11 protein-coding genes and 2 tRNA genes are annotated in these 13,601 nt (G+C 44.1%); 10 read left to right on the forward strand and 3 right to left on the reverse strand.

Translation table 11 applies throughout. The annotated features are described in order from the left end of the window. The first annotated feature begins 2 nt into the window (after positions 1 to 2). Entirely contained in the window at positions 3 to 1,364 is a 1,362-nt protein-coding gene (gene dnaB / locus DYE48_RS06980; RefSeq protein WP_089650694.1) for a replicative DNA helicase, read from the forward strand. A gap of 120 nt (positions 1,365 to 1,484) precedes the next feature. Here the strand turns inward: dnaB and DYE48_RS06985 are convergent, their stop codons facing one another. Beyond that, positions 1,485 to 2,342, reverse strand: coding sequence for a Cof-type HAD-IIB family hydrolase (locus tag DYE48_RS06985; RefSeq protein WP_115823007.1), 858 nt, complete (start codon positions 2,340 to 2,342; stop codon positions 1,485 to 1,487). Further along, entirely contained in the window at positions 2,333 to 3,115 is a 783-nt protein-coding gene (locus DYE48_RS06990; RefSeq protein WP_115823008.1) for a DeoR/GlpR family DNA-binding transcription regulator, read from the reverse strand. The genes DYE48_RS06985 and DYE48_RS06990 overlap by 10 nt, the downstream gene beginning before the upstream one ends. A gap of 401 nt (positions 3,116 to 3,516) precedes the next feature. Here DYE48_RS06990 and DYE48_RS06995 point away from each other — a divergent pair, with 401 nt between their 5' ends. Both DYE48_RS06995 and DYE48_RS07000 read left to right on the forward strand, forming a co-directional pair. Next, complete coding sequence (locus DYE48_RS06995; RefSeq protein ID WP_115823009.1) at positions 3,517 to 4,806, forward strand: adenylosuccinate synthase; 1,290 nt, start codon at positions 3,517 to 3,519, stop codon at positions 4,804 to 4,806. A 119-nt stretch (positions 4,807 to 4,925) separates the two neighbouring features. Continuing rightward, positions 4,926 to 5,468, forward strand: a complete 543-nt coding sequence (locus DYE48_RS07000; RefSeq protein WP_115823010.1) for an LOG family protein — start codon at positions 4,926 to 4,928, stop codon at positions 5,466 to 5,468. A gap of 26 nt (positions 5,469 to 5,494) precedes the next feature. Here the strand turns inward: DYE48_RS07000 and DYE48_RS07005 are convergent, their stop codons facing one another. Beyond that, entirely contained in the window at positions 5,495 to 5,977 is a 483-nt protein-coding gene (locus DYE48_RS07005; protein WP_115823011.1) for a hypothetical protein, read from the reverse strand. 125 nt (positions 5,978 to 6,102) lie between these two features. Here DYE48_RS07005 and DYE48_RS07010 point away from each other — a divergent pair. From DYE48_RS07010 to yycI, 7 genes are all read left to right on the forward strand, one after another. Continuing rightward, positions 6,103 to 6,179: transfer RNA gene (locus DYE48_RS07010), tRNA-Asp, on the forward strand. 127 nt (positions 6,180 to 6,306) lie between these two features. Continuing rightward, positions 6,307 to 6,379 (forward strand) — tRNA-Phe (locus tag DYE48_RS07015). 806 nt (positions 6,380 to 7,185) lie between these two features. Beyond that, positions 7,186 to 8,469 carry a peptidoglycan DD-metalloendopeptidase family protein gene (locus tag DYE48_RS21475; RefSeq protein ID WP_115823012.1) on the forward strand — a complete coding sequence of 428 codons (1,284 nt, stop codon included), beginning with the start codon at positions 7,186 to 7,188 and terminating at the stop codon, positions 8,467 to 8,469. Between the two features lie 273 nt (positions 8,470 to 8,742). Further along, on the forward strand, positions 8,743 to 9,447 hold the full coding sequence (gene yycF, locus DYE48_RS07025; RefSeq protein ID WP_115823013.1) for a response regulator YycF: 705 nt from the start codon (positions 8,743 to 8,745) through the stop codon (positions 9,445 to 9,447). A gap of 6 nt (positions 9,448 to 9,453) precedes the next feature. Continuing rightward, complete coding sequence (gene walK / locus DYE48_RS07030) at positions 9,454 to 11,292, forward strand: cell wall metabolism sensor histidine kinase WalK (protein ID WP_115823014.1); 1,839 nt, start codon at positions 9,454 to 9,456, stop codon at positions 11,290 to 11,292. Next, positions 11,289 to 12,662, forward strand: a complete 1,374-nt coding sequence (locus DYE48_RS07035; RefSeq protein WP_115823015.1) for a YycH family regulatory protein — start codon at positions 11,289 to 11,291, stop codon at positions 12,660 to 12,662. Before walK ends, DYE48_RS07035 begins: the two co-directional genes overlap by 4 nt. Positions 12,663 to 12,676: 14 nt before the next feature. Then, on the forward strand, positions 12,677 to 13,591 hold the full coding sequence (yycI, locus tag DYE48_RS07040; protein WP_089650683.1) for a two-component system regulatory protein YycI: 915 nt from the start codon (positions 12,677 to 12,679) through the stop codon (positions 13,589 to 13,591). The last annotated feature ends 10 nt before the right edge of the window (positions 13,592 to 13,601 follow it).

A 13,601-nucleotide genomic window follows, 5' to 3' on the forward strand; every position in this document is an offset into this window, starting at 1 on the left:
CAGTGAGTGAAATGTGGAACGATCGTACCCCGCCCCATAATATAGAAGCTGAACAGGCGGTACTCGGTGCGGTCTTTTTAGAACCTGAAGCAATGTCGACAGCTGCTGAGTATCTTCTTCCTGAAGATTTCTATCGGGCGAGCCACCAGCGAATTTTCGAAGTGATGCTTTCGCTCTCAGATAAAGGAGAGCCGATCGATCTCGTCACCGTAACGGCAGCTCTTTCCAACAACCAGGTGCTCGAGGAAGTCGGAGGGGTTTCTTATTTGACGGATATCGCAAACTCCGTACCGACTGCTGCGAATATCCAGTATTACACAAGCATTGTGAGTGAAAAATCGACCCTTAGAAGTTTGATCCGTACGGCTACGAATATCGTAACGACCGGCTATTCAGAAGAAGAGGACTTAGAGGATGTATTGAACGCCGCAGAAAAAGACATTCTCGAGGTTTCCCAAAGGAAAAATTCCAGTGCTTTCAAAAGTATTAAAGACGTACTGATTGACGTTTATGACAACATTGAACAGCTGCACCACAATGACGGAAGTACGACTGGAATTCCGACAGGGTATCGCGATCTTGATCATATCACCTCTGGCTTCCAACGGAATGATTTGATTATCATCGCCGCCCGTCCGTCTATGGGTAAGACCGCGTTTGCTTTGAACATTGCGCAGAACGTAGCGGTCCATACCGATGAGAATGTCGCGATTTTCAGTTTGGAGATGGGGGCCGACCAGCTCGTCTCCCGTATGATTTGTGCGGAAGGAAACATCGATGCTCAGCGTCTCCGTACAGGGCAGATGGAAACAGAGGATTGGAACAAGCTGACGATGGCGATGGGAAGTCTATCCAACGCCGGTATTTATATTGATGATACACCAGGTATCCGCGTCAGCGAAATCCGTTCTAAGTGCCGTCGTCTCAAACAGGAACACGGACTTGGCATGATTCTGATCGACTATTTGCAGTTGATCCAGGGAAGCGCCAACTCAAAAGAAAACCGTCAGCAGGAAGTATCAGAAATTTCCCGTTCTTTAAAAGGATTGGCTCGTGAGCTTAATGTTCCATTGATCGCTCTGTCTCAGCTCTCCCGTGGAGTCGAATCAAGGCAGGACAAGCGACCGATGATGTCTGACTTGCGTGAATCCGGTTCGATTGAGCAGGATGCCGATATCGTAGGATTCCTTTATCGTGATGATTACTACGACCAGGAATCCGAAAACCAGAACATCATTGAAATCATCCTGGCCAAGCAACGTAATGGTCCGGTGGGAACAGTTTCTCTTGCCTTTGTGAAAGAATACAACAAGTTCGTCGATTTGGATCATCGGTATTCCGATGCTGATGTACCACCGGCGTAAAAAGGAAGACGCCCGAGACTTGAAGTCTCGGGCGTCTTTTTTATGATTAGCTTCAAAGAAGCCATCTATATCATCATCCCCATCACGCCTCCCGAAAAGTCACGCTGGGAATGGATGATCCTAAAGGGTCAGGAAGTGGTCGATTGCATGAGCGACACCGTCTTCGTCATTCGTTTTCGTAAGGTAGCAGCAGGCCTCTTTCACTTCATCTTTGGCATTCCCCATGGCGGCGCTGTACCCTGCTATGTTCATCATAGATAAATCATTGAAACTATCTCCAATGACCGCCGTTCTTTCTATAGATCGGTTCAGTTGTTTAGTCAACTGCCGGACGGCATTTCCTTTAGAAGCAAGCCTGTGTTCCAGTTCGAAGTTATGGTTGGCAGAACTTACAAGAGTCAAGTCAGGGTGGTCTTCGAATCTCTCCCATCCTTTTTGGAGTTTTTCTTCTTCAAAGGAGAAGGCGAGAATGTTGTACACGTTCCTATGCTTATCGACGATTTCTTTATAGGAGTCTACATGCAAAAATCCGGACTGACTAAATTGTTTTTCAGCTGCCTTTTCCAGCCTGGTCAGATCGGTTTTCGGGTTTGCACTCTGAATCCGATCGAGTTCAATGTTCATAAGCTCCCTGCCATTTTGCGGGGTTAAAATTGCTTCATCATCAATCGCTTCATAGTAGAATCCTTCTTTTTCAAGCCACCCCAAAATTTCAGTGACATCTTCTTTTTCCATCGGTGTGGATGAAAAAAGCTTACCGTCCGGACAATGGATCGTCGCCCCATTGGCGGCGATCACCCATGTGTGAAGGTCCAGGCCGGAGAAAAGGTTACGGACATCGAATGCTGCTCTTCCTGTTGCTATGACCACCTCAACGCCCTTCGACTGGGCACGCTGAATAGCCTGAATATTATTCTTGCTGATTTCATTCGTGGAATTTAACAGTGTTCCGTCTAAATCAATGGCAATCATGTCCATAAATCAGATCCCTCCTCTTCCGTAACAATCAAGTCTACATGATGATCTTGTAATTTTTGTTGAAATTCTTCATCAGGAAGTTGGTCTGTAATGATGACATCCACGTCTTCAAGTTCTGCGAAAGTAAAGAACTCGGTCACGCCAAACTTCGTATGGTCCGCAAGAACAATGACTTGTTCTGCCTGTTTGATCATGTTTCGTTTGACCATCCCGTCTTCTTCGTGGGCAATCGAGAGCCCCGAAGCAGATATTCCCACCACTCCGATAAACGCTTGGTCCACATGATAGCTTTTTAATCGTTCGATGACGGAAGCTCCGTAAAGAAATTGGTGCTCCTTTTGGAGAAAACCACCAAGCAATTGGATGGACACGTTTTCAACATTCGATAAAATTTCCGCTTGGTGAATCGAATTGGTAATCACCGTGATGTCCATAGGCCTGATTTGATTCGCACATGCCTGAACCGTCGTAGATGTATCCAAAATAATCTTCTCTCCAGGACGGATAAAAGAAGCCGCTTTACTACCGATCTGCTGTTTTTCGAAAGAAACGGTTTTTAAACGGTGAGAATAATTTTGAATGGTCGTATGTGCCCTCGGCAGGATTGCTCCCCCGCGTGTACGCACGATCGCTTTCCGTTCCTCCAACTTTACTAAATCCCGTCTTGCTGTGTCTCTTGATATATCAAACATCTCACACATTTGATCAATGGAAATCCGGCGATTTTCTTTTAAAAATTGCAAGATTCCAATTAGACGTTCTTCCTGATACATCGAATCCTCCTTCCGTTTTTGCTCTTATAAGTGATTATAAGTAATTACTTAATGGAAATCAATCGAAAATAAGTTATTTTAAGTTTATTTGTAAATATTAGTTAATCTGCTGCTTTTATGATAAAAATAAATTATTCAATATAATGGCAAGGTTATTGAAGGCTTATTTTCGACACATTTCATGAGGGGACTCGAGGGCGGGGAGTTGCACGTCTCTGTTCCAATTCCTCAAAAACTCTCACAAAATTATCAGAACAGAGTCCTTGAGGTCTAAAAGTTATAATCGAACAATAATATTGTAATTATAATTTAATGTTCGGTTTTAGCGTTGACTTACAAGGTCTGAATTGGTAAACTGACGATGGATAACATATTTAACAAATTTTTGGCGGAGGTGCCTTATGTCTTCTGTAGTTGTAGTCGGAACCCAGTGGGGGGACGAAGGAAAAGGCAAGATAACTGATTTTCTATCACAAAATGCCGAAGTTGTCGCTCGTTATCAGGGCGGAAATAATGCTGGTCATACAATAAAATTTGATGGGGTAACATATAAGCTTCACTTGATTCCTTCAGGGATCTTTTTTGAAGATAAAACGTGCGTGCTTGGAAACGGAATGGTGATTGATCCGAAAGCGCTGCTTGAAGAATTGAAATACTTACATGACAAAGGGGTCTCCACAGACAATCTGCGGATCAGCAACCGCGCTCATGTGATTCTTCCATATCACTTGAAATTAGATGCACTTCAAGAGGAAGAGAAGGGTGCGAATAAGATCGGAACGACCAAAAAGGGAATCGGCCCTGCCTACATGGACAAAGCGGCTCGTACAGGTATCCGTATCGCTGATTTACTTGATAAAGAAAGCTTCCGTGAAAAGCTCGAGCAGAACCTTGCTGAGAAGAACCGTCTTTTTGAAAAAGTATATGAAACAGAACCGTTTGCGGTGGAAGATATTCTGGATGAATACTATGAATATGGTCAACAGATCGCATCCTATGTATGCGATACATCTGTCGTATTAAATGATGGATTGGATGAAGGGCGTCGCGTTCTTTTTGAAGGTGCTCAGGGAGTTATGCTCGACATCGACCAGGGGACGTATCCTTTCGTTACCTCTTCTAACCCGATCGCGGGGGGAGTAACCATAGGTTCTGGTGTGGGACCATCAAAAATCAAACACGTTGTCGGTGTTTCGAAAGCTTATACGACGCGTGTCGGAGATGGACCTTTCCCGACAGAGCTTGAAAATGAAGTCGGAGATCAAATCCGTGAAGTGGGTCGAGAATACGGTACAACCACGGGACGCCCAAGACGTGTCGGTTGGTTTGATAGTGTCGTTGTCCGTCATGCCCGTCGTGTAAGTGGAATCACCGACCTTTCCTTGAATTCCATTGATGTACTGACAGGGATTGAAACATTGAAAATATGTACGGCTTACAAGTACAAAGGTGAAATCATGGAAGAGTTCCCGGCAAGTTTAAAAGTTCTTGCCGAATGTGAGCCGGTTTACGAAGAAATGCCAGGCTGGACGGAAGATATCACAGGCGCTGAAACGCTGAGTGACCTTCCGGAGAACGCACGTCATTACATTGAGCGTGTGTCTCAGTTGACAGGAATCCCGTTGTCTATTTTCTCTGTTGGTCCTGACCGTGCACAAACGAACGTTGTCCGCAGCGTATACAGTGAATAATATGGAAGCCTGGCGTACTCAGCCGGGCTTTTTTTTACAAAAGCATGGAAGGATAAGAATCGAAAAAGTGTAAGTCAGGGTAAACTTTACATAGATGAACAAGAGGAGGAGTGTTTCACGTGAAACGCATTTGTGTTTTCGCTGGGTCCAGTGCAGGGAATGATCCAGTTTTCATAGAGAAAACGAAAGCTTTAGGAAAAAGACTGGCCGCAAATAACATTGAGCTGGTTTATGGTGGTGCTAAAAGTGGATTGATGGGTGTGTTAGCCGACCAGGTGCTGGACGGCGGAGGAAAAGTGACAGGCATTATGCCGAGCCATCTTTTTGAAAAAGAAATCGTTCACCCCTACGTAACAGAAATGATCGAGGTAGGGACAATGCATGAAAGAAAAGCGAAGATGAGTGAGCTGGCTGACGGATTCATTGCCCTTCCGGGAGGGTTCGGTACGTTTGAAGAGCTTTTTGAAACGGTCAGTTGGGCTCAAATCGGCCTTCATACAAAACCGCTCGCACTATACAACATCGCAGAATACTACACTCCGCTTGTTCAGCTCATCGAACACGCAATAAAAGCAGGATTTGTACCTGAAGATAACCGTAAACTTTTTATAGATGCCGACGATCCTTCTTCTTTATTGAATCAAATGGAGCAGAAAAAATAAAAGACGTGCCTATTCAAGCACGTCTTTTATACTTGGATCGTTTTAAAGAAAATGAGTCCAAAAAAACGATACGTCAATTTAATACTTTCAATCGAGGATTCTTCGGTGATGCTTAATCCGTAGATCGTCGTTGGTGAGGTATCAGGTGACGCAGCCATTGCTTTGGAGGCTAGTGGCGATGTGTCCGGGGCGAGTGGAATGGTTTCATATTCATTGATGGCATACGCATCTTCCACAAGCGCGTATGTATCGGTAATCATGAATCCTTTTTCAGAATCACTGATCTGCATCTTGATGTTTGTAGGCTGTTGGTTGTTATTGATGGACACATCAGTGATTTGGATGCTACCCAGTAAACTTTTGTTTCCGAGTGCAACAATGACGGTTTGCTTATCTTCTGTTGTACCGATCGACCCATGGGTGAGCGGCGGGTTCAATTTCAAGAAACCAATAATTGAGACAAATAAAAGGATAAGAACGAAAACAACGTAGCGGAAAACCTTTTTCAAACAAACCCTCCTTTCTTTTTGATAACAGAATTCAGGGAGAAAATCTATATTTCTAGTAAAATTACTATTGCTTACGTTTATTCTGTATGGTACGATAGTTATCGTTGCGGTGAACAAGCCGTATTGGTCCGGTAGTTCAGTTGGTTAGAATGCCTGCCTGTCACGCAGGAGGTCGCGGGTTCGAGTCCCGTCCGGACCGCCACTTTCATTATATCATTTGAAGTAGTCGAATACACACGTAATGTGATGTGCTCATTAGGTTATATCGTCGAATGATAATGAATAAAGTGATGGCTCAATCGAAAGATTTTTAATTTAATACTAATAATGGCTCGGTAGCTCAGTCGGTAGAGCAACGGACTGAAAATCCGTGTGTCGGCGGTTCGATTCCGTCCCGAGCCACTCCATAAAAAGTTTACGGAAGTATTTCCGTAAGCTTTTTTGTATGGAAAATCATTCTTATATCTTAATATTCTTATTCAACTATATGGCAGTATTCTTGAAGACTTAGTTTCGAGATGTTTCGGGGTTCGTTGCCTGGTTGAGCGTCAGGGGTGGCTGGGAAGCTACTCGCTTTCCTGTGGGGGAGTGGCAAGCTTCCTCGGACTTCGTCCTGCGGGATCTCGCCTATCTCCTTTCTCCCACGGGAGTCTCGCAGCTTCCCAACCACCCCATTCAATGGATGTGAGAAACGAACCCCTTTACTGTGGGAGGGTACCTTCTACTATCCTGGTGTTTTTAAGCATAAAGCGCTCTACACCACATGCAGAATAGGTTCTTTGGAGTTTTTCCTCTCCAATTACCATGTGCATAAAAGGAGCTTATTCCGGATGTGGTTTCGAGATACTTATATGGCAAAGGGGCGTAGGGGAATGGCGAGACTCCTGCGGGAAAAAAGTGTATGGTGAGACCCCGCAGAGCGAAGCTTGAGGAGGCTCAACGCGCTCCCGCGGAAAGCGAGCTATTCCCCGCAGCCCCATCCACTCAACAAAAGTCTCGAAACTGAGTCTTCAAGAATAGGGAGCTTATATCGGATAGAGGAATTTACTATAATGAGTATTTTAATATGAAAAAATGGCTACTATTTCGTAATTTTGGTAAGAATATTATATCTATTTTACATATTTAAATATCTATTTCTTATAAATATTCCGTGTGATAGATTAATTTAGGAATAGTTTAGACGGTGCATCAGGAGGATCATTATCATGTGGAAGAAATTAGCTGTCACAGCGATTTCCGTCGTAAGTGTCGGTGTAGGAACGGCCTACGCCGAGAGTTCACTGCCGACGGTCTATCACGTTTATATAGATGAACAACATGTGGGGACGGTAGAAAATCAAGCAGAGGTCAAATCGGAATTACGCGAGCGTATGGAAGAGGCGGAAGAAAACCATGAAGGATTGAACCTTTCCTATATGGAAGAAGTCTCATTCAAGGAGCAGAAAGTTTTGTCTGTGAAAGACGAATCCTCGGATGTTTTGGATTCGCTTCAAAATGAATTGACCCTTGCCGCAGACGTTGTACGCCTTCACATCAATGGGGAGCCTGTCGCTCACCTTCCAAGTGAAGAGAAGGCAGAAAAAGTCCTTGAAACCGTAAAAGAAGAATACGTTGAAGAAGCAGAACTTGAGAGATTAGAAATAGGTACTCCAGAGCTGCCGGGCATCGGTGAAACGAAGGTGATGGATGTCGGCTTATCGGCTCCTGTCACAATGAAAGAAGATCAGGTCATGCTCTCGCAGGTTCATACAGTCGAAGAAGCCGTGTCCAGGGTGGAAGAAGGACGTCCTTATCCAAGCAGTCATTCGGAAACGACATCATTTATGGGGATGATGGCTAAATCACAGAAGCCGCTTGTGGATGTAGTAATCACCGAGAAAGAACGAAAGGAAGAACAGATTCCTCATAAAGTACAAATGAAAAAGACGGATGAACTTTTTAAAGGTGAATCCGAAGTGAAGCAAGAAGGGGAAGATGGAAAGAGAGAGCTTTTGATTGAACGAACGTACCGAAATGGTGAAAAAATAAAAGAAAAGACGGTTGAAAGAGAGGTCGTCAAAGAACCTGTGACGAAGATCGTCCTTCAAGGAACAAAGAAAGTCCCTTCTAAAGGTACGGGTGATTTCACTTGGCCGGCTGTGGGCGGAGAAATCACCAGTAAGCAGGGAGAACGCTGGGGGCGATACCATAAAGGGATTGACATTGCCGGTGTTTCCGATAAAACGATTAAAGCTGCTGATAACGGCAAAGTGGTCGAAGCTGGCTATCGAAATAGTTTCGGAAATAAAGTCGTGATCGATCATGGGAATGGATACGAGACGACCTATGCTCACCTCTCCTCGATTGATGTCAAAAAAGGGCAGACCGTTAAAAAAGGTGAAAAGCTCGGTGTCATGGGAACGACAGGACGTTCCACAGGGGTACATCTACATTTTGAAATCCATAAAGAAGGTTCACTCGAAAACCCTCTTTCCCACGTGTCCCCCTGACCCTAACCGCTATGGTTCAATCATAGCGGTTTTTTCTTTATCAAATCGCCCAAGGAAAGCGAACCATTTATCTCATTCCCCCTAAGCCACGTATCAAAACTGGTGATGGTTGATTGGAGCAAAATTTAGTAAGAGGATTAAGAAATAGGCATGATAAAAGTATAGGTGAAACGGATGATTTCGAGAGAGGTTTATGGTGAAATAAGACATTTACCATTAAATAAGTTAAAATAAGAGAAAGAAAAGATGACGAGGAAAGGGATGTGACGGAATATGGCACAGAAAATTTTAGTGGTCGATGACGAGAAACCCATTGCGGATATATTGAAATTTAACTTAGAAAAAGAAGGTTATGAAGTCGTATGTGCATATGACGGAGATGAGGCGATTGCGAAAGCAGATGCAGAAGAGCCGGAATTGATTCTCCTTGATATTATGCTGCCGAACAAAGACGGTAATGAAGTCTGCCGTGAAGTGAGGAAGCGTCATAATATGCCGATCATTATGTTGACGGCGAAAGATGCAGAGATTGATAAAGTACTTGGACTGGAAATGGGTGCAGATGACTATGTGACCAAGCCTTTCAGCAACCGCGAATTGATTGCGCGCGTGAAGGCGAACTTGCGTCGTCAACAGCAGGAGCCTGAAGACAGTGCACAGCAGACGAAGGATATTGAAATCGGCCGTCTGGCGATTCACCCGGATGCTTATACGGTGACTCGTGACGGGAATCATATTGAATTGACTCATCGTGAGTTTGAACTTCTTCACTATCTTGCTCGTCATATCGGACAAGTCATGACTCGTGAACATTTGCTTGAAACCGTTTGGGGCTATGACTATTATGGGGACGTCCGTACCGTCGATGTAACGGTAAGACGTTTGCGGGAAAAAATTGAAGAGAATCCTAGTAATCCAATGTGGATTGTTACCCGTCGTGGGGTTGGGTATTATTTGAGAAACCCAGAACAGGATTAAGCCTTTATGAAAGAAGTAGGTTTCTTTCAGTCTGTTAGGCTGAAGCTGATTCTTGTATACATTTTGTTATTGTTATTGGGCATCCAAGTCATTGGTGTCTATTTTGTCGATCGATTGGAAGAGCAGTTGGAAACCAACTTTACGAATTCCATTGAAGGACAGCTGAATTCTTTAACCTACAGTTTGCAAAATGCGTTCAATACAGAGCGGGGAGAAGATTCGCTGCCTTTGAATAATGATCTACAAAGCCTTATTAATGATTTTAGTGATGACAACACCGATATTGGAAAACTCTGGGTTGTAGACAACAACCAAAAGGTGCTTGCGGCTACGACGACGAGCGACCAGTCTCCCATCGGTAAAAAAGTTACGGACACCGCCATTACGAAGGTGTTCTTGTTTGGGGAGGCCACAGAACCTAAACCTTGGCGGGAAGAAGGGACCAACAACCGGCTGTTCCGTGGTACAAACCCGATTACGGATGAGTCCGGAGAAGAGATTGTCGGGGCTCTTTATTATGAAGTTTATATGAACGATATTTATGAACAACTTGGGGAAATCATCAGTATTTTCGCCAAAGGGACGGTCTTAGCTATTACGGTTACGGCTTTGCTCGGGATTTTGGTGGCGAGGACCATCACGAAACCTCTGACAGAAATGAAACGACAGGCACAAGTTATGGCGACAGGGGACTTCTCCCAGAAGGTCGATGTAAAAGGAAATGACGAAATCGGACAGTTAGGCCATACCTTTAATGATTTGAATGATAAATTGAAGCTGGCTACTGCGACGACAGAAGGCGAGCGCCGGAAGTTGAGCTCTGTGCTTTCGAATATGTCGGATGGTGTCATTGCGACAGACCGGCTCGGTGCCATCACACTAATGAATGCACCAGCCTCGAGACTAATTGGCCAGACATTCGAGGAGGTCCAGGGACAATCCCTTGTGGATGTTCTTGACTTGAATGATCAAGTTGAAAATATCTCAGAGGTGGAAGAAGCAGGGTCTATGATCATTGATTTAAGCAGTGAAGATAACCACCTTCTGCTTAAAGCCAACTTTTCTGTGGTGGAAGATGAAAACCATGACATGAATGGTTTCATCACGGTCATTAGTGATGTGACCGAACAGCAGCGTGTGGAAAAAGAAAGAAGAGAGTTTGTTTCAAATGTCTCACACGAACTACGTACCCCGTTGACGACGATGCGGAGTTATATAGAAGCATTGAACGATGGGGCATGGCAGGATCCGGATATCGCACCAAGATTCCTCGATGTGACCCAAAATGAGACGGACCGTATGATTCGTTTAGTGAACGATCTTTTACAGTTAACGAAAATGGATCATAAAGAAACAAGCCTGATGAAAGATCGTGTTGAGTTCGTCAGCTTTTTTGACCATGTGATCGATCGTTTTGAAATGAATAAGAATGAAAAAGTAGAGTTTGTCCGCAACTTGTCCAACAAAAACATGTATGTGTGGATTGACAAGGATAAAATCACACAAGTACTGGATAACATCATCTCCAATGCCATTAAATATTCTCCGGAAGGTGGGAGCATACGGTTTAGCGCCCATTCCACGAAGAAACAGCTGCGGGTAAGCATTACCGATGAAGGGATTGGAATGCCTCCAGACACCGTGGATAAAATCTTTGATCGCTTTTATCGTGTCGATAAATCCCGTGCGAGAGAAATGGGAGGAACCGGACTGGGCCTTGCTATTGCCCGGGAAATGATTGAAGCTCATCATGGAAAAATATGGGCGGAAAGTCGTGAAGGTAAGGGCACGACTGTCCACTTTACTTTACCGCTCATGAGTCAGAAGCGGAGGGGACAGTCATGAAAAAAGAAACCATGAAGTCTGTCACTTTGGTGATTCTCATCGCCTTCAGCTTAGTGTTGACGGTAGCTCTTTGGACGTATCAGCCCGTAAATGAAACGTTGGAAGAGGATGTGTTCATTGAAGATACGAAGTTAGAAGAAATAGGATCAGAACGGGCCATTCCGAACCTGGTTCCTCCTGATAAGGTCGTTTTTCATGAGCAAAATTCATATTTTACATTCAAAGATAATATTGATCGAACAGCTTTTTACCAAAAACAGATGCAGCAGTGGAACTTATCCAACCTTGATACGAGTCCAAGAACGATCAATGTCGATAACCATAGCGAAATTGTGGAAATCATTTTTCCTGCGCATCTGCCTATACAGGTGATCAGTGATATCTTTCAAGTGAACGAGAGTATTCCAATGGAGGGGCTGCAAGCCAACTTCAATCGGATATTCTTATTGCGTCATTCCCAAGAGGGAAGTGCTGCTTCAAGTGCTTCATATGATTTGTGGTTCGTAAATAGTGATGCTGAAGGAAGCGAAATTACACTTCAGGCAGATATCAGTGCAGCTTCTGGAGAACGCGCCATACAGGAAGTCGACAATAAAGATGAATTGGTGGAAATGTCGCGTGTGGCAGATGTCCTGCAGATCGACCCCGAAGATGGAACGAATGCTTCTCACATATACGTACCTAAAAATCCTGTGAGTATATCAGAATATGTGCTGCAAACAGGAGCTGTAAATGTAAAACCGATTCAGAATGATATTTTTCCTTCGAATACGCGAGTGTTCAAGTCACGGACGAATAGCGGGGAAAATATCACCAAAACATTCCAGCGAAGATTGACGCAGTATGATAAGAGAATGGAATATGATTTGACGATTCCCAACTCAGCAAACCAGAAGAACTTGACGGAATATGAATTGTTTGTCCAAAGTATGGAGGATATCAATAGTCATTTGGGGTGGACGGATGACTATCGTCTGAACTCGATTTTGAGTGGTCGGGATGAAGTTCGTTACCGCCTTTACTTTAATGACCGGCCTGTGCTGGAGAACGTCGATACTTATAAGTTGGCGAGCATCCAGTTAAGTTATCAGCAAGGACAGATTCAGGAATATGACCGCCCGCTCGTCCAATACAGCAGTATCAACGAAAGCCAAACGAACCTCTTGTCCGGTGAGGAAGTCCTTTTGGATCTCCAACAAGAAGGTGAGTTGGAAACGTCCAGAATCAGGGATTTAGAGATTATGTACACGCTTGAAGAACAAAGGAGCGAGTTGGTGTACAGCTTGATTCCTGAGTGGTATATGTTGACAAACAGCGGTTGGACGAAAGTATATCCAGATGAAAGGTCCCAAAATGCAGAGGTTTCGTGACGAGGAGGTAAAACATGCAGTGGGGTCAAATTAAAACATTATTTATCATCAGTTTCTTAATCCTCGACCTTTTCCTGCTGCAGCAATTGTTAAGCAAGCAAGCGGAGGATGAAGTGGGACAGATTTCCACCGTTGCTGAAAGCATTGAAACCGAACTGGAAGCGAACGACATTTCCATTTCGGAGGATGCGATCCCGGAGGAATTGCCAGAAGCTACACCGATTGAATCGGAGAGTGTGCATACGTTTCCTGATGATGTGATGAGTCAGATTGAAGATATGGATGAGAGTGATAAAGAGGTTGAGCTCAAAGAAGACGGTCAGGTATTGCAAGTCACTTTTGATGAGCCGATAGAAGTGACGGAAGATACGATCCAGAGCGTTGTCGCTGATGTCGTCCCTTTTGCTTCCCGTTATTCCTACTGGGGCTGGAATGAAGAGGCGGGTGCGGCTCTCTTTTTCCAGGCAAAAAACAATAAGACGGTTTATTTTAACAATAACGGATATTTGCTGGTGAATATCGTTGATGGTGAAATGACTGGATATGTCGCAACCTTACTATCCTTTGAAGATGGGGAATACTCAGGGCCCTCCGATGACACGGAAATCACCATTGAACCTTTAAGTGCCATTCGTATTTTGTTGAATAACGGTCTTATTGAGTCGGGAGATGAAATTACATCGATGGATATTGGCTATCATACGAGTTACAGTCTGCCTGCGGGGGAAGAAAATGAGACGCAAGTGTTCGCATCAACATGGAAAGTGACGGTCAACGGAGACCGCAATCATTTTCTCTACACCTTGGACGGGACAATCATTGAATATATCAACGAAGAATCATTTATCTCAGATGTTAAAAGTGAGTATGGCTTAAAAAGTGCGGAAGAAGAGCAAACGGCAGCAAATGAAAATAGAGAAACCAATTAGATGGAGTGTA

This window comes from Halobacillus trueperi, assembly GCF_003386945.1.
Classification (GTDB): Bacteria; Bacillota; Bacilli; order Bacillales; family Halobacillaceae; genus Halobacillus; species Halobacillus aidingensis.

Coding starts and splice junctions, on each gene's coding strand:
- DYE48_RS06985 (WP_115823007.1), bottom strand. CDS start 2,342: ATGGACATGATTGCCATTGATTTAGACGGAACACTGTTAAATTCCACG.
- DYE48_RS06990 (WP_115823008.1), bottom strand. CDS start 3,115: ATGTATCAGGAAGAACGTCTAATTGGAATCTTGCAATTTTTAAAAGAA.
- DYE48_RS06995 (WP_115823009.1), top strand. CDS start 3,517: ATGTCTTCTGTAGTTGTAGTCGGAACCCAGTGGGGGGACGAAGGAAAA.
- DYE48_RS21475 (WP_115823012.1), top strand. CDS start 7,186: ATGTGGAAGAAATTAGCTGTCACAGCGATTTCCGTCGTAAGTGTCGGT.
- yycF (WP_115823013.1), top strand. CDS start 8,743: ATGGCACAGAAAATTTTAGTGGTCGATGACGAGAAACCCATTGCGGAT.
- walK (WP_115823014.1), top strand. CDS start 9,454: ATGAAAGAAGTAGGTTTCTTTCAGTCTGTTAGGCTGAAGCTGATTCTT.
- DYE48_RS07035 (WP_115823015.1), top strand. CDS start 11,289: ATGAAAAAAGAAACCATGAAGTCTGTCACTTTGGTGATTCTCATCGCC.
- yycI (WP_089650683.1), top strand. CDS start 12,677: ATGCAGTGGGGTCAAATTAAAACATTATTTATCATCAGTTTCTTAATC.